General features: G+C 45.0%; 20 protein-coding genes and 1 other annotated feature. Of the genes, 11 read left to right on the plus strand and 9 right to left on the minus strand.

Annotated elements, in window-relative coordinates; translation table 11 throughout:
- The first annotated feature begins 2 nt into the window (after positions 1-2).
- Positions 3-656, plus strand: coding sequence for a 7-cyano-7-deazaguanine synthase QueC (gene queC / locus Q1J64_RS02315; RefSeq protein ID WP_301107484.1), 654 nt, complete (start codon positions 3-5; stop codon positions 654-656).
- A 65-nt stretch (positions 657-721) separates the two neighbouring features.
- Here queC and Q1J64_RS02320 read toward each other — a convergent pair whose 3' ends face one another.
- The 7 genes from Q1J64_RS02320 to Q1J64_RS02350 form a co-directional block, all read right to left on the minus strand.
- Positions 722-1,150, minus strand: coding sequence for a hypothetical protein (locus Q1J64_RS02320; RefSeq protein ID WP_301107485.1), 429 nt, complete (start codon positions 1,148-1,150; stop codon positions 722-724).
- 76 nt (positions 1,151-1,226) lie between these two features.
- Positions 1,227-1,751 carry a PCYCGC motif-containing (lipo)protein gene (locus tag Q1J64_RS02325; protein WP_301107486.1) on the minus strand — a complete coding sequence of 175 codons (525 nt, stop codon included), beginning with the start codon at positions 1,749-1,751 and terminating at the stop codon, positions 1,227-1,229.
- Positions 1,752-1,835: 84 nt separating this feature from the next.
- Complete coding sequence (gene fumC, locus Q1J64_RS02330; protein WP_301107487.1) at positions 1,836-3,221, minus strand: class II fumarate hydratase; 1,386 nt, start codon at positions 3,219-3,221, stop codon at positions 1,836-1,838.
- Positions 3,222-3,429: 208 nt separating this feature from the next.
- Positions 3,430-4,647 (minus strand): multidrug effflux MFS transporter, encoded by a 1,218-nt coding sequence (locus Q1J64_RS02335; protein ID WP_301107488.1) that lies wholly within the window; start codon positions 4,645-4,647, stop codon positions 3,430-3,432.
- 72 nt (positions 4,648-4,719) lie between these two features.
- Positions 4,720-5,889, minus strand: a complete 1,170-nt coding sequence (gene chrA / locus Q1J64_RS02340) for a chromate efflux transporter (protein WP_301107489.1) — start codon at positions 5,887-5,889, stop codon at positions 4,720-4,722.
- Between the two features lie 148 nt (positions 5,890-6,037).
- A complete protein-coding gene (locus Q1J64_RS02345; RefSeq protein ID WP_301107490.1) occupies positions 6,038-7,345 on the minus strand; it encodes an ABC transporter permease in 1,308 nt (435 codons plus the stop codon).
- Positions 7,335-8,033: an ABC transporter ATP-binding protein gene (locus Q1J64_RS02350; RefSeq protein WP_301107491.1), complete on the minus strand. Its 699-nt coding sequence runs from the start codon at positions 8,031-8,033 to the stop codon at positions 7,335-7,337. The genes Q1J64_RS02345 and Q1J64_RS02350 overlap by 11 nt, the downstream gene beginning before the upstream one ends.
- Before the next feature lie 242 nt (positions 8,034-8,275).
- On the opposite strand from Q1J64_RS02350, the gene Q1J64_RS02355 reads away from it, so the two are divergent.
- The 7 genes from Q1J64_RS02355 to Q1J64_RS02385 all read left to right on the plus strand — a co-directional run bounded on the left by Q1J64_RS02355 (position 8,276) and on the right by Q1J64_RS02385 (position 15,706).
- Positions 8,276-8,896: a DUF47 domain-containing protein gene (locus tag Q1J64_RS02355; RefSeq protein WP_301107590.1), complete on the plus strand. Its 621-nt coding sequence runs from the start codon at positions 8,276-8,278 to the stop codon at positions 8,894-8,896.
- A gap of 13 nt (positions 8,897-8,909) precedes the next feature.
- Positions 8,910-9,908 (plus strand): inorganic phosphate transporter, encoded by a 999-nt coding sequence (locus Q1J64_RS02360; RefSeq protein ID WP_301107492.1) that lies wholly within the window; start codon positions 8,910-8,912, stop codon positions 9,906-9,908.
- Positions 9,909-10,067: 159 nt separating this feature from the next.
- Entirely contained in the window at positions 10,068-10,268 is a 201-nt protein-coding gene (locus Q1J64_RS02365) for a cold-shock protein (RefSeq protein WP_009766462.1), read from the plus strand.
- 306 nt (positions 10,269-10,574) lie between these two features.
- On the plus strand, positions 10,575-12,722 hold the full coding sequence (locus Q1J64_RS02370; protein WP_301107493.1) for an MMPL family transporter: 2,148 nt from the start codon (positions 10,575-10,577) through the stop codon (positions 12,720-12,722).
- Positions 12,723-12,826: 104 nt separating this feature from the next.
- Complete coding sequence (locus Q1J64_RS02375) at positions 12,827-13,129, plus strand: ATPase (RefSeq protein ID WP_301107494.1); 303 nt, start codon at positions 12,827-12,829, stop codon at positions 13,127-13,129.
- A gap of 199 nt (positions 13,130-13,328) precedes the next feature.
- A complete protein-coding gene (locus tag Q1J64_RS02380; RefSeq protein WP_301107495.1) occupies positions 13,329-14,045 on the plus strand; it encodes a ferredoxin reductase domain-containing protein in 717 nt (238 codons plus the stop codon).
- A 117-nt stretch (positions 14,046-14,162) separates the two neighbouring features.
- Positions 14,163-14,436: a binding site (T-box leader), on the plus strand.
- Positions 14,437-14,497: 61 nt separating this feature from the next.
- A complete protein-coding gene (locus tag Q1J64_RS02385; protein ID WP_301107496.1) occupies positions 14,498-15,706 on the plus strand; it encodes an MFS transporter in 1,209 nt (402 codons plus the stop codon).
- A 52-nt stretch (positions 15,707-15,758) separates the two neighbouring features.
- Here Q1J64_RS02385 and Q1J64_RS02390 read toward each other — a convergent pair whose 3' ends face one another.
- The gene (locus Q1J64_RS02390) at positions 15,759-15,932 is read right to left on the minus strand and encodes a hypothetical protein (protein ID WP_301107497.1); all 174 of its coding nucleotides are present in this window, start codon (positions 15,930-15,932) and stop codon (positions 15,759-15,761) included.
- Between the two features lie 20 nt (positions 15,933-15,952).
- Entirely contained in the window at positions 15,953-16,414 is a 462-nt protein-coding gene (locus tag Q1J64_RS02395; protein WP_301107498.1) for a hypothetical protein, read from the minus strand.
- A gap of 268 nt (positions 16,415-16,682) precedes the next feature.
- Between Q1J64_RS02395 and Q1J64_RS02400 the strand changes: the two genes are divergently transcribed.
- The 3 genes from Q1J64_RS02400 (at position 16,683) to Q1J64_RS02410 (ending at position 18,629) form a co-directional block, all read left to right on the plus strand.
- Positions 16,683-17,810: a CAP domain-containing protein gene (locus tag Q1J64_RS02400; protein WP_301107499.1), complete on the plus strand. Its 1,128-nt coding sequence runs from the start codon at positions 16,683-16,685 to the stop codon at positions 17,808-17,810.
- Between the two features lie 97 nt (positions 17,811-17,907).
- The gene (locus Q1J64_RS02405) at positions 17,908-18,354 is read left to right on the plus strand and encodes a hypothetical protein (protein ID WP_301107500.1); all 447 of its coding nucleotides are present in this window, start codon (positions 17,908-17,910) and stop codon (positions 18,352-18,354) included.
- Positions 18,339-18,629, plus strand: a complete 291-nt coding sequence (locus Q1J64_RS02410; RefSeq protein ID WP_301107501.1) for a DUF2653 family protein — start codon at positions 18,339-18,341, stop codon at positions 18,627-18,629. Before Q1J64_RS02405 ends, Q1J64_RS02410 begins: the two co-directional genes overlap by 16 nt.
- The last annotated feature ends 143 nt before the right edge of the window (positions 18,630-18,772 follow it).

An 18,772-nucleotide genomic window follows, 5' to 3' on the forward strand; every position in this document is an offset into this window, starting at 1 on the left:
GTATGAAACAAGAAAAAGCAGTCGTCGTTTTCAGCGGTGGCCAAGACAGCACCACTTGCCTATTTTGGGCATTGAAACAATTTAAGGAAGTCGCAACCGTGACATTTGATTACGGCCAACGTCATCATGCAGAAATCGAATGCGCACGCCAGATTGCAGAAGAACTGGGTGTTTCATTCAAAGTTTTGGACATGACGTTGATCAATCAACTATCCGCAAATGCGTTAACGCGGGACAATATAGAAATTACAGAAGAAGCTGGCGGCATGCCGTCTACATTCGTTCCAGGACGCAATCATCTGTTCTTTTCATTCGCGGCCGTCTACGCGCAGGCAATTGGAGCACGCCATCTAGTAACAGGTGTCAGCGAAACGGATTTCAGTGGGTACCCCGATTGCCGTGATACATTTGTCAAATCATTAAATGTGACATTGAATTTAGCGATGGACGCAGAATTTGTCACCCATACCCCATTGATGTGGCTGGATAAAGCAGGCGTCTGGGAATTGTCCGACCAACTCGATGCGTTTGATTTCATTCAGCAGCGCACACTGACTTGCTATAACGGTATCCAGGCTGAAGGTTGCGGGGTATGTCCAGCTTGTAAGCTAAGGAGTCAGGGATTAGAAGAGTATTTGAAGAGACGAATGGTATAAGATGCTTGATGGATTGGCGCTCGAGAAACTTCTCGGGCGCCATTTAAAAAAGGGAGCGATATCGTTCATCCCTCCTTTTTTTGGATGAAATTTTCAAACCACTCCTTGATTTCTTCTAAGGTTGTCCTTAAGGTAATCCCCAGACCTGAATCCGTTCCCATATAAGAATTAATATATCCTGCGTCCATGAAGACACTGAAAAAGTAGGTATCTGGTTCATGTTCATATCGTTCATAAGAGAATGAGACACCAGGTGACAGCGCACTGAGATTTCCTGATGCTTCTTCGCCAATTTCATTCAGCTGCACAAGTAATGTCTCGATATCCTCATTCAACCAGACAAAGTTGTGGCCATATTCTAGAAACCCATACGAAAACGTCAATCTAAATTCAATTTCAAACAAAGTTCCTTCAGGTTCACCAAGTGCAAAGACTTCATGAACAACAGCTGTTTCGCTGAATTCATGAGAACAATCTTTCAGTACGTGTTTCATTGGAAGTCAGCTCCATTCCTAATTTAAAACTGCAGACCCACTCACTTGAGCAGATCTGCAGTATATATTTCTTCTATTAAGCAGGCATTGGTGTATCTGTCGGCTTCGCATAGCCGCCCTGGCCGTACTCCGTATCAATTGCATCACGGATTTCCTTCATAGACTTGCCATCCTGCTTCATTTGCACGGATTTCACAGCAATCTCTAGACAAACTTGGCAACGTGTGCCGTGGTCGTCCCAGACAACTGAGCCGTCTTCGCGCACTTCATCAAGGAAGCAGTTCATGTTGCTCTCGTGGCCCGCACTTTCGCCGCAGCCGCAATAGCATGGCATGTACTGAAGAACTTCCGTCGCCTTGCCCGCCACCTGATAGACCAGACGCATATCTTCCGGCTTATCATCTAAGAAAGATGGCAAAACATCAGCAGACGCAGTGATTTCCTGCAAGTCACCGTTTGCCAAATGCTCGATGTGTCCATGCTCGGTTTCAGCCCGAACATCTGACTGATCCGATTCAGCCGGCTTCTCTATTGCGCCGTTTCCGCATGCTGCAAGCGCCAATGTCAGCGCAGCCAGTCCTGCAAGGTATTTCTTTTTCATGTATATTCTAGCTCCTTTTGTATAGACGTAATGTCTTCAGTATACAAGGTCGGCACGGGAAACGAGCGTACAATTTCGTGACAATTAGTTATTGCCTGTCATCTTGCTTGGATCGACATATTCGTCAAACTGCTCTTCTGTCAATAAACCGGTAGAAAGTGCTGCTTCTTTCAGCGTAGTGCCTTCTTTATGTGCTTTCTTCGCGATTTTAGCCGCGTTTTCATAGCCGATATACGGGTTCAAAGCTGTTACGAGCATCAAGGAATTTTTCACCTTGTTGTCGATTTCTTCACGGTTCGGTTCAATTCCGACTGCACAATTATCATTGAAGCTGATCATGCCGTCTGCAAGCAATTTCGCAGATTGCAAGAAGTTATAGATGATAACCGGCTTGAAGACGTTCAACTCAAAGTTCCCCTGGCTTGCTGCGAAGCCGATTGTCGTGTCGTTACCCATGACTTGCGCAACGACCATCGTCAATGCTTCACTCTGCGTAGGGTTCACTTTACCCGGCATGATGGAACTGCCCGGTTCGTTTTCCGGAATCGTAATTTCGCCGATACCTGAACGGGGACCACTCGCCAACCAGCGCACGTCATTCGCTACTTTCATCAAATCGGCAGCCAATGCTTTCAACGCGCCGTGAGTGTAGACAACTTCATCATAACTCGTTAATGCATGGAACTTATTTTCAGCAGACGTGAATTCAATGCCGACAGATTTCGAAATCACTTCCGCCACTTTCTCGCCGAATCCAGCAGGTGCGTTCAGTCCTGTACCGACTGCTGTACCACCAATTGCCAGTTCCTTCATTGACTGGACGCTAGTTTCCAACATACCGCGCGTCTTCTCTAGCATTTTGTGCCAGCCGCTGATTTCCTGTCCAAGCGTCAATGGCGTCGCGTCCTGCAAGTGCGTACGGCCAATTTTGATAATGTCCATGAAGTCTTCGGATTTCTGATGCAATGTCTCTTTTAACTTATCGATTGCCGGTAATACCTCGCGCTCGATTGCGATGACACCCGCCACGTGAAGTGCTGTCGGGAATGTGTCGTTGGAGCTTTGGGATTTATTGACGTCATCGTTCGGGTGCAGGCGGTCTTCCTCGCCCCACTCCTCAAGCAATTGGTTGCCGCGGTTAGCCAGTACTTCGTTCATATTCATGTTGGACTGCGTGCCGCTTCCTGTCTGCCAGACGACTAACGGGAAATGCTCGTCCCATTTGCCTTCGATAACTTCTTCTGCTGCTGCTTTGATTGCTTTCATTTTGGCTTCGGATAAGTTGCCGAATGAATGGCTTGCGATGGCAGCCGATTTTTTCAGATGGGCAAATGCCTGGATGACACCGAGCGGTATTCTTTCGCCGCCGATCTTGAAGTTCTGCTTGCTGCGCTGTGTCTGCGCACCCCACAGTTTGTCTGCAGGTACTTTAATTTCACCAAATGTGTCATGCTCAATACGATATTCCATTATTCCATCCACCTCTCGAAATTGTAATCAGGCTCTCACTCTATCATGCCCTATTTAGTCGGAAATTTGAATTAAAAAGGATTGGGTGTTGAGGTTTATCGCCATTGATTTCCGTTCCAGGCGGAAGCTTTCCACTCCAATCAACTTGGCATCCAATAAACTAACTAAAATTGTGCAGTAAATATAACATCTTTAAAGATCACTAAACCTATAAAGCCTGCGTACGAAACGCTTTTCTGACGACAGTGAAATAAATAATCAGTGCACTGGTGCTGCAGGTCAAAATGGTGATGCCCATTGGCCAGGCGGAGAAGTCTCCCGCTAGGCCCACTAGTGGTGAAACTGTTGCGCCGCCTATGAACGGTAGTAGTCCTAGGAATGCAGCTGCGCTTCCTGCTGATTTACCCTGGCTTTGCATAGCTAAGGAAAATCCAGATGTGGAGACCATTCCGACGCTTGAGACGACGAAGAATAAGGCAGTGGCCATTAGCGTTAGCGGCCATTCATTCCAGACGGCCAGTACTAGAAGGATGCTTCCTGCGAATGAAATCATGACGCCTGTGCGCAGGAACTTCACTTCGTGGATCTTGCCAGCGAGACGTCCCGTAATTTGAGCAGCAATGATGATACCTACACCGTTGAGGGCGAAGAACAGCGAGAATTGCTGCGGTGATACGCCATAGATGTTTTGCAGGACGAACGGTGATCCTGCGATATACGCGAACATGCTCGACATGATGAAGCCTTGTGTCAACGCGATGCCCATGAACCATTTGTCTTTCAGCAGGCCGCCGAATGTTTTGACGACAGCGAGCATTCCGCCTTCTGCACGTTGTTCAACCGGTAAGGTGTCAGGTAAAAATAGAGAAGTGGCGAGAAACATCACTAAGCCGATTCCTCCTAAAATGAAGAACACCACTTGCCACGATGCGAAGCTCAATACCACGCCGCCAGCAATCGGCGCCATGATCGGTGCTGCCCCATTGACGATCGACAACATCGCCATGAATTTTGTTAATTCGTTTCCTATGTACAAATCCCTCGCACACGCCCGCGCGATAACAATACCCGCAGCACCTGTCATACCTTGAATGAAGCGCAGCAAGACGAATGCCCAGATGTTCACCGTAAACGCACACATAACGGAAGCGGCCGCATAGACGACTAGCGTGATGACGAGCGGTTTCCGCCTTCCATAAATATCACTCAACGGGCCGAATACAAGCTGCCCTACGCCCAATCCGATCAGGCACGCCGTCAGGCTTAATTGGACGAGCGAAGCCGATACATTCATATCTTCCGCGACAATCGGCAATCCAGGCAGATACATATCCATCGACAGCGGACCGAATGCCGTCAGCGAACCCAGTAGCAGCACGAGCCATACTGTCGGCAACGGAACTTTTCTTTGAAGCTGATTATCCATTAGACAAAACCCTTTTCTCAGTTAGAATTCATTCAGTATACCAAAGAAGCAGCCCTTCTGTTAGGCTGCCTACTACACTATTACTACTAACATTCCGCCTGCAGCACCTGTCAGCACGACAATCCACGGAGGCACCTTCCAAAAAGCCAGCATACTGAATAATACGGCGGCCAGTGCAAAATCAGCCGGTTTTCCAATCGAACTTGTCCAAATCGGATTATATAATGCAGCCAATAAAATCCCGATCACCGCTGCATTGACACCCATCACAGCACCTTTGACACGTGGACGGCTGCGCAACAGATCCCAGAAAGGCAGAGCGCCTACAATTAGCAGGAATGCCGGCAAAAATATCGCCGCAGTCGCAAATAAACCGCCCTGCCAGCCATTCATCACCGCACCCAAATAGGCAGCGAACGTGAACAACGGACCTGGAACCGCCTGTGCCGCTCCGTATCCCGCCAAGAATGCTTCATCACTGATCCAGCCCATGGGCACCAATTCCTGCTCCAATAAAGGAAGCACTACATGCCCACCTCCAAATACCAGTGCACCGGCCCTATAAAAACTATCAAACACCGCTACCCAGTATGAGCCTGTCCATTCGCGGAGAATCGGCAAAATAGCTAAGAGTCCGAAAAACAATGTCAGGAAAAACACGCCCGTTTTTTTAGACAAAGGAAATTTCGATTGACTACTCTCACTGCCCTTCTCGACAGACCGAAACAGCAAAAGCCCCGCAACACCCGCCAAGAAAATAATCGTGACTTGCGTAAATGCTGTCTGCCATAAAAGAGCAGCAACAAGCGCAAGTAACGCAATGGCTTTCCGTTTAGTATCCGGCGTCAAATTCTTCGCCATGCCAAGAATTGCATGCGCAACGACAGCGACGGCCACAATCTTCAATCCATGCAGCCAGCCTGTACCGCTGATATCTGAACCAATAAAAAGCATTGCGAATACAATCAGAGCCAGAACAGAAGGCAAAGTAAATCCGATAAATGAAATGAGTCCGCCTAACACACCAGCCCGTGCTATTCCTACGCCGATGCCGACCTGACTGCTTGCAGGTCCCGGCAAAAATTGCGCCAGAGCCACTAAATCCGCATAACTTTTTTCATCCATCCATTTGCGCCTGCGCACATACTCTTCATGGAAATAACCTAAATGAGCAGTCGGCCCGCCAAATGAAGTCAACCCGAGTTTTGTTGAGACAATTAATATCTCAAGTAATCGTTTCATCTTGAACTCCTCTCCAGCTTTATTTCCCCCTATCATCTCATCTCGGAAACAATATTCAATAAACTTACAGAATCTTTGCATGAACGTAATAATCACTTACAGAAAAAAACCAAGAATCCCTATAAAACTAAGGGACTCTTGGCTTCTCTTATAACTCGCGTCGCAACGCATCAATCACATCGATTTTCGTAGCCTTCCTGGCCGGTCTCCATCCCGAAACAACGGCGACTGTCAGACTGATGGCCGAGGCAATAACAATCAGCTGCCACGGAATGATAGAAAACGTAACATTCAAATCGGCAAAATCCTCTTCTCCCATTGCTGCGCCAACAATAATTGGCAATAGCCAATTAGAAACAAAGCTGACCGCATAGGAAATGATAAGCGCTAAAACAGTCCCAACAATCCCGATCCACGCGCTTTCCATCAGGAACAAACGCTGAATCAGCTTTGGCTGTGCTCCAATTGCCTTCATAACACCAATTTCACGTGTACGTTCTGTTACGGCCATGGTCATCGTGTTAAAGATTCCAATGGAAGAGATTAAGATTGCAATCGTCCCGACAAATACCAAGCCCGCTTTCAACGCCAAGAAAAATACGTCCACGCGTTCCAATTCTTCCGAGATGGAATAGACATTGTATCCATCGTCTTTCAATTGATTCGTGACTGTTTTGACGTTTTCCAGTTCGTCTGCGTAAACATACAGCATACTAGAGAGCAGCGGATTGTTCTCCAAGTCCTCCACATGCTTCTGATAGATTTTCTCCAGTTTAGGAATCAGCGTCGCATCCGCGTAAATTTTATTGTCCACCAGCCAGTCTTTTGACGGCTTTTCCGCAATGCCGACAATCGTCAATTCCGTTTGCTCCTCATACATGTCTCCAGTGTCGTAATCACCAAGCTGATAAACAAACTTTTCCCCGATTAAATTTCCATCGTACGAAGGAATCTCGAGCTCTTCCTGTGAATCTGCCGGCCTCGATTCCATTATCTTGTCCGCAGCCTGCTGATCAATTAAACTTTCAGCAAATCCGCTGCCCACTACCACTTCATCAGCTGTTTCTGGCAGTCTTCCTTCCTCCAAAGCGAAGCCAACTTTTGCTTCTTCATTGAAATCGGTCACAAGCAAATTCCCGTATGTTGAATATTGACCAAGCGACTCCTGCTGCGGCGCATTGATATTCTGACGTACAACCACCGCTTTGACGTGGTCGATGTCTTTCATTCCCTCAGCTTTATTAACATCGAGATCTCCAGAATACACTTCAATTTGTGTAACCAGTCGATTGTCCAGAATTTCGCTGCGCAGCGTATCGTGAATTCCAAAGCCGACGCTTGCCAGTACAATTAGGAATGCAGTTCCCATTGTTGCCGCAAGGACCGTCATGAAGACACGTAATTTATTCTTCTTAATATGCTGCCGAATAAAATCGATCTGATCTTTAAACTGCATGGATCGCACCTTCTTCCGCCAAATTACCGTCGTGCATTCGGTATATCCGATTCGCCCTGTGTGCGACTTCATCGTCATGCGTGATAATGACAAACGTGATGCCAAGTGTTTTGTTAAGCGTTTGAATCAGCTGCAGTACTTCTTGTTCCGTTTCCGAATCCAGACTGCCCGTCGGTTCATCTGCGAAAATAATCGGCGGGTCTGTTATGAGCGCTCGTGCGATACTGACGCGTTGTTGCTGACCTCCTGATAATTCATTCGGATAATGATCCTGCACCGCATTCAAACCAACCTCCATCATCAGCTTATTGACCTTATCTTTACGCTGATGATGATTCATTCCCTTTAACTTCAGTGGCAATTCCACATTCTCGAATGCCGTCAGACCAGGCATGAGCTGGAAATTTTGAAAAATGAAACCGAAGTTCTCTAGACGGAACTGTGCACTTTGCTGTTCCGTAAATGCTGAAGTCACCGTATCCTTCACTCGTATCTTCCCGCTATCCGGCTTTAAAAACCCGGCTAATATATGAAGTAATGTCGATTTCCCAGAGCCACTCCGGCCGACAATGGACACAATTTCCCCTTGCTGAACCGAGAATGAAACGCGTTTCAACACAGGCACATTGGTTTCTTTACCTTTTCTTCCAATTAAAAATGAATGGTTTATATTTTCAACTGTAATCAATACTTTTCCTCCCACTACTGTATTAACTTCAGTATACAAATGCCATCTTAAGGAACCCTAAGGATGTTTCTTAAGATTTTATGAAGTTAATACGCAAAAACCATCAAATTTCTACAAGATTCCCTATCTTTTTATACAAACATTTTGGTATGATGTATGAATCCCGTACGCTGAGGTGTATCTAGGGGAAACAGTTGAATGAAAAGACACTATCCATTCCAACAATAGATGGAGGAAAATATATGCTAAGCCCAAGAAAACCTGATCCGTTTTTCACTGCTTTATTGGACATTGCCAAGCACGTGCAGGAATCGTTGCACTATGCAGATGATTTCAAAGTAGAAACAGTGGCAGACCTGAAGGAAATCAGCATCAAAATGAAAGCCTATGAGACTTCAGGCGATCGGCTCATTCATGAATTAATCACCAAACTGAACACATCATTCATGACACCGATTGAACGGGAAGATATTTTACAGTTGGCCATAAAAATGGACGATATATTGGATGGAATCGAGCATTTCATTGGGAATCTGGAGATGTTTTCTTTCATTGAAATAGACGAATACATGCGAAAGTTCATGGCGAACATCGTCAAGAGTACGGATGAAATTGTTAAGGCGATGGAGTTGTTAACGAATAAGAAGCTTGTGGAAATGCGTACACATGCCGTACAAATTAAAGAGTACGAACGAATTTGCGACGAAGTACTGCGGACATCCATTAAGCAATTGTTCATTCGGGAAAAAGACCCGATCCGAATCATTCAGCTGAAGGATCTATACGAATTACTCGAAGATACCGCAGATTATTGTCAAGACGTTGCCAATACAATCGAAACAATCATAATGCGTAACGCGTAAGGAGTAACAGCTGATGGAAACGATTCTCATACTCACCATTCTCGTTGTCGTGTTTGCCCTGGCATTCGACTTCATCAATGGTTTTCACGACACAGCCAATGCCATCGCTACGTCTGTCTCGACGCGTGCATTAAAACCACGGACAGCGATTATGATGGCGGCCACGATGAACTTTATCGGGGCACTGACTTTTACAGGCGTTGCTAAAACAATCACAAAAGACATCGTCGATCCCTTTTTATTAGAAAATGGTTCATTGGTCATTTTGGCCGCTCTCGTTTCTGCAATTATCTGGAACTTGGTGACATGGTATTTCGGTATTCCTTCGAGTTCGTCACATGCATTGATAGGCTCCATCGCCGGCGCCGCCATTGCTGCAGCGGGATTCGGCATTCTGAACTATAGTGGTTTCATCAAGATTATCCAGGCACTTTTGATTTCTCCAGTCATTGCGCTAGTCGGCGGTTTCATCGTCATGACGATTTTAAAGAACGTTCTGAAAAACCGAAATCTCTTCAAAGCGAATAAACGCATCCGCTATATGCAGATCGGGACAGCGGCGATCCAGTCGTTCACGCACGGTACGAATGACGCGCAAAAGGCTATGGGTATTATTACGATGGCGCTTATCGCTGCTGAATTGCAGACTACTGATGATATTCAGTTGTGGGTGCGGATTGCAGCGGCTACTGCGATGGGAATCGGAACTTCAATCGGAGGCTATAAAATTATTAAGACAGTTGGCGGCAAGATCATGAAGATTCGACCAATTCACGGCATTGCGGCAGACTTGAATTCCGCTACCATCATTTTCGGTGCCACACTGCTCCACCTGCCTGTCAGCACGACGCACGTTATCTCTTCATCCATTATGGGTGTGGGGTCAGCACAGCGTTTGAAAGGCGTGAAATGGGGAGTCGCGAAGACTATCGTTTTGACATGGGTGATCACAATGCCAATATCTGCCATTATTGCAGCAATCGTCTATAAGGCGCTGGCTTTATTTGTGTAACAATTTTTCAACTTGCAATCTCTGCCAATAGTTGTTATGATAAAGGAGAATTATTTTTGTTCGACGCAAGGTCCGACGATTTCATCTCGACCGTTTTCAAGAATTGAGCAAGGATAGTAATACAATGTGTACACAACCGTACACGAGGAGGAAACAAACATGGAACAAGGTAAAGTAAAATGGTTTAACGCAGAAAAAGGTTATGGCTTCATCGAACGTGAAGATGGCGACGATGTATTCGTACACTTCTCCGCTATCCAAGGCGACGGATTCAAAACTCTTGAAGAAGGTCAAGACGTGTCTTTCGAAATCGAGCAAGGACAACGCGGACTTCAAGCAACTAACGTTACAAAAAACTAATTTAACCTTACAAACCACTTCCTTTTAGGAAGTGGTTTTTTTATGCGCTCAAATAAACAGTTTAGATGTCCGATTACCTGCACCAAACTATCCCCCTGCCGCGCCAATAACGGAATTCAACGAACCAACCACCGCTTACAACGCACCTTTCACTGTCAGCAACGAACCAAACAGCTCGATCAACGAACCAAAACAGCTTCTGAACGCACATTTCCTTTCTATTCCTGCAAGACTTTCACACTATTCTTCGTTATGATAGAGACATATCTCAATTAAAAAAGCCCGCTTAAGACAGGAGGAAACCCCTTGCACAACTTCGCAAAATTTGTGACGCGTTCATATAAATGGATTCTCGCGTTTTGGATGTTATTATTCAGCGTCATGACCTACTTCGCCATCCAGCTGCCCGGCCTGCTCGCAGGTGACGGATTCCGCGTAGATGGTGAGCATGAACAAGTCATGAAGATTGTCTCAGAGGATTTTGATTTGCCCGCAGAGACACTATTTTTAGTATTTGATGGCAAATCCGACAATGAAATCAAATCTACCCTTTCCGAACTGGACTCTCTCGGAATTGCGTCAGAGATTGTGTCACCGCTGAATGAAAAAGATCAGTACACGGACGGCCTATCCTATGCGATGCTGCAGTTCAGCGAAGAACCGGAAGATATGCCGCAAGTGGTAGACGATATCCGGGAATCATTCGAAGGTGAAAAAGGCATTGTACTGACAGGCGGGGGCGCTTTCGAGCATGACATTAATAAAGCGAGCCAGCGCGACCTGATGACGGCGGAAGCCATCGGTCTGCCGATTGCAATTGTCGTGTTGCTGTTTGCATTCGGTACCGTTGTTGCTTCATTCGTTCCATTGGTAGTCGGAATTGGGACGGTTGTTTCTTCACTCGGTGTACTGGCACTGCTCGGCAACACTGTGGATCTGTCCATCTTCGTACTGAATATCGTACCGATGCTCGGACTCGCGCTCAGTATCGACTTTGCGCTGTTGTTCATCAGCCGCTACCGTGAAGAATTGAAAAAACAAAGCATCACTGATTCCATCATCAGGACCATCCGCACAGCAGGACGCTCGATTATCTTCTCGGCTGTCTGTGTATTCATTGGACTCGGTGCCATGTTGCTGATTAAAGTGGATATTTTCATGAACATCGCACTTGGCGGCATGATCGTCGTCGGTATGGCAGTCATTTCATCACTTACCCTGCTCCCTTCTGTCCTGCTGCTTCTTGGCGACCGAATCCATAAAGGACGGCTGCTGAAAGACCGTGGCGAAGAAGCGAACGGCTGGCGTAAGTTTGCCAACGCTGTGATTAAGCGTCCCGTAACCATCGCAATTGTCGCCATCGTTTTATTGGCAATCGCATTGATTCCTGTACGCAATATGGAACTGACAATTCCGCAGATCGACTCCCTGCCTAAATCATTCGATACGCGGCTTGCGTTTGAGCAGATGCAGGATACATTTAAACTCGATGATGAAAGTACGGTATTCCTGCTGGCAGAGCGGAAAGGCGGCTGGAAGGATACGGACGGACTTTCGGATATGAAGAAGCTGGAAGATCAGCTAATGAACGATTCATTGGTGGAAGATGTCTCCACTATTTATACAGCAAGCGGAATTAAAACGCCTGAACAATGGGAACAGTCTCTGCTCGCTCCGGGTATGGAGGAACGGCTGAATCCGGTGCTTGAAAACTTCGCAAAGGGCGATCGGCTACTAATTCCCGTGACACTTGCTGCATCAGGCAGTTCCAATGAAGCGCAAGACTGGGTTCGTGACTGGTCAGCAAAAGATACGCAATGGAATTTATTGATTGGCGGCGAACCGCGCTTTAATCAGGAAATCTTTGATGAAATTACAGATCATATCGTTTATGTACTACTGATTATTGTCGTATCCACGTTCTTCATCTTGATGTTCGCTTTCAGATCATTAATTATCCCAATAAAAGCGATCCTGATGAATATTCTCGGACTGTCAGCGACATTCGGTATACTCGTCTACATTTTCCAGTACGGACATTTCGGTCTGCACCCCGGAACAGTGGCGCTCATAATTCCGGTCATCGTCTTCAGTCTGGTATTCGGATTGAGCATGGACTATGAAGTGTTCTTGATTTCGCGGATGCAGGAGGAATTCTCCCATTCATTCGATAACGATAAATCTACGGTTGAAGGGCTTGCGACGACAAGTAAAGTCATTACGTCTGCCGCACTGATTATGATTGTTCTGACAGGTGCTTTCGCGTTTACGGACGTTATGCCGGTGAAGCAGATCGGTGTCGGCATTGCGATTGCGGTCGCAATTGATGCCACGATCATCCGCCTCCTGCTCGTGCCAAGTCTAATGAAACTGTTCGGCAAGTGGAACTGGTGGCTGCCGTTTGGTAAAGGGCTGTATCGTTCACGAAGTCAGCAGCATCACGGAGGAAAATAACTTAGTCACGAATGGGCACCGAACTTTTTCGGTGCTCTTTTTATTTGCCAAAAAAGAAACTAAACACCTGGTGGGAACGTATGGATAGTAAAGGAGAGGAGATTATGACAAACTTTCTAATTCCCGGCATCATTACCTTAGTTGTTACCTTGATTTTATCCATCGCTTTTAAAGGATCAGCAAAAGTGGATAAAGGAACCAAATTTAATTACTTTACGTTATCATACAGACGAAAAATGATTCGAAATATAACCAGTCTTCCCCTATTTATTTTGGCACTTATTTTTATTTTTACCTATTCGGGCTGGAGTACATCAGTTAATATCATCTTCGGTCTGGCGGTTCTTATCATCTACATTATTCAGCTGCTCTACAATTATTATATGTGGAAGAGACATGAGGCCTGATACAAGAGTATTTTAACAAACCTTTGCAAGATCTTTATTGATCATATAATGAATTCTTGAAGCAATTTAACACTAGTAACTGGCGAGGTTGCCGCATTTCTTTCTTCATCAGCTGTATATGTAACGACAATTTTAATTGAGAACCATTATCAACTAATGTATAGTAGAGCTACAACTAATTACGTGAGGAGAATATATATTGCAAATCTACTGGACTAAAATAAATAAGATCATTGAAGAAACACCTGAGGTTAAAACGTACATGCTTGACTGTCCGGAAGACTTTACATGGGAAGAAGGTTCTCACACCCACTTTGCACTGGTAGGTTTTAATGCCGGAGATAAGCCAAACCGAAGCCTGATCCGCCATATGTCGATCTCCACTCTGCCGCACGAACAGTCAATTGGTATCACCACACGCATCAGAGAGCAATGTTCTGAATTCAAAACAATTTTAAGAGATCTTGAGGTCGGCGGTGACGTGGCAATCTTTAAAACGCATTCGAATGTACCGCTAAAACGGCAAGACAAAAATGTGTACCTGCTGTCCTCGGGTGTCGGGCTGGCTACTTTCAGACCGCTTGTACTGGATTACTTCAACCGTGCAGACAACGTCAATCAAATTCATTCGCTCAATATTGATTCAACAAAAGACTTCTTATTCACCGACATCTTTGAATCCGCACCTGACAAAAAATTCACTTCACAGTTCGTCGATAACCGCAAAGACTACTATGACGAAGTGAAAAGCCTGGCTGCAGATAAGGATGGACTCTTCTATGTTGTCGGCAGTGATGAATTCCTTGTGCAGAATATTGATGTATTGCGCGGGCAAGGTATCAAGCCTGAACAGATTATGCTCGATAAACATGAACGCTCGCTTCCTGAATTTCTAGCAGTTGATTTGTCGGTTTGATAGAGATATTTTTTTGATGGAAAACACGAGCTTCTCGTCTATCACTATGCAAGGTTCCTACCTTCAGTAATATAGTGCTTTCAAATTGATTGAATTGTGGTAATATAAGATTTACATTAATAGGCGATGAAGAGACAAGTATATGTGCTTCAGGCATGACAGAGAGCTCCGGCAGCTGCGAAGGAGTATGCAAATGCACATAGAAACAAGCCTCGGAGCTGCACGTAGGATATTCATATTATTGATTATGTGCCGGGTTCTCCCGTTATCGAGATAGAGTATTACCCTGCGCTACATACTGCAGGCGTACTTGAAAAGGTTTTTGCGGCGACGCAGGAACAAACTGGGGTGGCACCGCGAACTTCTACATTCAGGAAGTCTCGCCCTCAAGTCTATTGACATGAGGGTGAGGCTTTTTTTGTTTCCAAAAAATGAATGTAGGAGTGGCTGCAATGTTGAAAATCAGTAATTGGAAAAACCCCTTATTACTTCTGCTGGGAATTGGTGTGTCGAATCTGGGTGCCTGGGTTTATTTGATTGCACTTAACCTGATTGTTTTAGATATGACAGGATCACCATTCGCAGTATCCATTCTTTATATCCTTATTCCCGTCTCGGCCCTGTGCACAAATTTCTGGTCCGGCAGCTTAATTGACAGGGTAAATAAAAGGAAATTAATGATCTTGCTTGACTTACTCAGAGCGTTCTTTATATTTTTACTGCCATTCATGGATTCACTACTATTCATTTATCTATGCGTATTACTTATCAATATGGCCAGTTCTATTTTCGGGCCGACCTCCATGGTTTATATGACCAAGCTAATACCTAAGACAAATAGACAGAGATTTAACGCCCTTAGAAACTTTATTAATTCAAGCGGCTTTATACTGGGGCCGTCCATTGCAGGGTTCCTCTTTATCATCGGCTCTCCGTATCTTGCAATCCAATTAAATTCACTGGCATTATGCATGTCGGCAGCCATCATTTTGGTACTGCCTAATTTGGATAACGTAAAAAGCGCTGCTGGGAATCCAGAAAAAATGAGCCTCCGCGTAATCAGAAACGATTGGATAGAAGTTCTCCGCTTCAGTAAATCAAATCGGCATATCGCCTGGGTGTATGTACTTTTCAGTGGAATTACTGTATTTATGACTGGTTTAGACTCGCTGGAAGCCGCTTTTGCAACAAGGGTTCTCTTACTGTCTGATAGCACTTACGGGTTTCTGGTCAGTGTTGCGGGAATTGGAATTATAATAGGATCTTTGACAAATGCTTTAGCCAGCCGTTTACAAACGAATTTCCTGATCAGTTTTGGAGCCGTCTTTACACCCTTTGGCTATTTGATCTTTGCGTTTTCCCAAAACTTTATATGGGCTTCAATTGGCTTTTTCACATTAACCTTTGCCTTGTCATTTGCAAACATTGGATTCTTAACTTTTTATCAAAACAATGTGCCCATCACAATTATGGGGAGATTTTCAAGCGTTTTTGGCATAGTAGAGGCATTGCTAATTATTTCCTTTACAGCTGCGATTGGCATTCTTGCTGAGGTCTACGGGATTCGCTCCGTCTATATCATCGGTTCTTTTATTTTTTTTGCAGTAGGATTTCTTGTCAGTGTAACTGTTTTGGATAAAACTAAGAGCGTCTATTACTGAAATCACGACAATTAAAAAGTACCTGCGCAAAATTTATGCAGGTACTTTTTTATCATCCTATTTCCCAACCAAAACTGCCGGTTCCCATATAAGAAGGTGTTCCCATCGATTGAGGATTCTTTTGTGTCGGGTTGTTTTTAAAAGTAACTGTCACCATGAAATAGACAGCCGCCACTACAAGCACCGTAAAGATGGCTAAGCCGATCGCCAGTGTTTTACCCTTCATTTCATTTCACTCCTATTGCATCATTTCGTTTTCAATGAAAAGCCTTCTTCTTTCAGATAGCTGACAGCTTCTCCGTAAGCGCCGAAGCCTTCTTCTAGGTTCACGCCGTGGTAAACGTTGAAAAAGTCGTCTTCTTCAAGTACTGTCAGTGTCGATCCATTCGGATGCTGCCATGTTTCAGATAGCGGTTCTGCTTCTGTTGGCTCTGTAGCCAATGCTTCGACCGCTGCTTTGATGACGGTACGTAACTCATCTGCAGTAAATTCACGAATATTTACCAGTCCGCGATCGTCAGGCTCATAACCTTTGACGTCTGCCACGTAGACAAAGCCATTGCCATTAGGATGCAAGTGCTGTACGACGACAGTCTTATCGAAAAGTGATTCTTCGTAATGATAGTTCAGGCGCTTCATGGATACTTCTTTTTTCACTAACTCCGGAAATCCCTCTATGATCTGCTGCTTCTCTTCAAATGTTAACATGTTATTCCTACTTTCCATTATTGTGTTATCTCGTTTTCCATTCGATGAACAGGACGAGTAATATGACGACTGCAAATGCGACGATATAGAACCAGGATGGTACACTGCTAATTCCGCCGAACATGCCATCCACTCCTTCCCCACTCTCCATTGCTTTCAGTATACCCTTTTTCTATTAGTTCTGGCGATTAATTTCAACAATTCGGCTGTTTACGCTGTATTGCCAGAGCACTTAGAGAGTATAATGTGAAAGAGGAGTGAGTGTTACATGTTCAAACGCCTTTTTCAACTGCTGTTTCTCATCGTGATTCTGTACGCCGCGAAGCCCTTGTGGGAAGGTCCCATGTCCAAATATGTGGACTTGTCGTTTCTTGACCCGCTGGATGCGCGTGTAGAGTCTGTTCTCGACGAAGAAATGGTCGAATCTGTACTTGATTATACAAAACAATCCATTACAACTATTGTATCTTTTGTTTCCAATAAAACAGCAGAATCCCGAGCGCCAGAAGAAGTCGCCCATCCGACGCTCGCAACACCGGCGCAAGGGAGCCTGTCTATTCATAATATCCAAATCGGCATGACGGAAGCCGATGTCAAAGCCGAACTCGGTGAACCTGCACGTAAATCTGTCAATGAATACGGCACCGAGTGGCTGACGTTTCATCAGAATTACCAGAATTTCGTCATGCTGTCCTATGACATTCAGCGCCGTGTGAATGCCATCTATACAAACGACCGTTTGATTTCTTCATCCAAAGGTATTGAATACGGCATGCCGAAAGCAGAAGTACGTGAAATTGCAGGTGAACCGATCACAGAAATCCGCAAAGGTACGAATATTTATAAGCTGCAGGCCGATGAAGGTATGGATATTTTTCATTCGGACGGCATTTATATGTATGTTTTTTATGATTTGCATAAGGATAACACGGTGACGGCTGTTCAACTGATTTCGGATAAATTAGAGCAGCGCAAAACGGCTTTGTATGCACCGCAAAATGATGCTATGCGAAAAGGCTTTGAAATGCAGCTCTTTGATTTGACGAACGCGGCGAGAGTCCGCCACGGCCGTTCCATTTTGACATATGACGAGTTGGCATCTGTGACTGCCCGCAAGCACAGCGTAGATATGGCTGTACATGATTATTTCAGTCATGAGAATCTGCAGGGCGAATCCCCTTTTGATCGGATGAAGAAAGACGGCGTGAAATTCGTCAGTGCCGGAGAAAATTTGGCGTACGGCCAGTCGAGCAGCATCTTCGCCCATGAAGGTCTGATGAACTCGAAAGGCCACCGCGAGAATATCTTAATCCGGGATTATCAGTTCCTCGGCATTGGCGTGGATTTCAATGACAAAGAACAGCCATTTTATACAGAGAATTTCTTCTCTAAGTAGGTGGATTTACTTTCATTCTGCAGGTGTTTCTATTAAAATAAAGGAAAGGCCTTCGCGTAACAGGAGGACCTGACAAAGCATTAAAGGAGAATACGAATTGAAAAAATTTGCAGCATTTTTCTTGGCCGCGACGTTAATTCTATCGCCGATCGGGAACATCGTTTTCCAGGACGAAATCACAGCAGAAGCACGCGGATATAAGTCCGGAAAGAAAAGTTTCAGTACGCCGAACCGCGTACAGCCGAATAAAGCAGAAAAGAAACAAGATCAAACGAATCAAAACAATAATACAACAGCTGCCGGTAAAACAGCGAAGCCTGGTATGGGCGGCGGACTGATGAAAGGTTTGTTAGTCGGTGGATTAGCAGGTCTGTTATTCGGAAGCCTATTCGCTAACATGGGTATGCTCGGCTCATTACTTGGATTAATCGTCAATGTGCTTGCAATTGTCTTGATCATTGCATTGGTACGAAAGATTTTTGCGATCTTCAAAGAAAAAGAACGCAAGAAGAATGAGGATATGAATCAATGGAACAGCAGATAATTTATGAACAGGATGTAGCGAATGCGGTATGTGTGCTGATTGCCAAAGAAGCACGCGTCATGCCGGACGACGTGGAAGTTGAACTTGCTTATGACGATGACGAAGGTTTTTCTGCTGAAGCAGGGCTTAACGGCCAGGTTCATCAGCTAAATACAACACGACTTGTCGAAGCACTCCGTTTATGGATTGAACAGTACTTGGATATGGATCCAATGGCTGCCGGCATCCAATTGAAATTGGATGATGAAGAAGGCATCATTGCCATTGTCCGATAAAACTTTTAAGACGCCACCTCAGTTGAGGGGCGTCTTTTTTAGATTTCTTTAAGGTGCCTGTGTGCCACACAACTTCAGGACAATTCAGAATAGTGTTTAAGTTGTGTGATGCACAGGCACCTCTTATCATTTGAAGTATGGTT

Source organism: Sporosarcina sp., assembly GCF_029257255.1.
In the GTDB taxonomy this organism is placed as follows: Bacteria; Bacillota; Bacilli; order Bacillales_A; family Planococcaceae; genus Sporosarcina.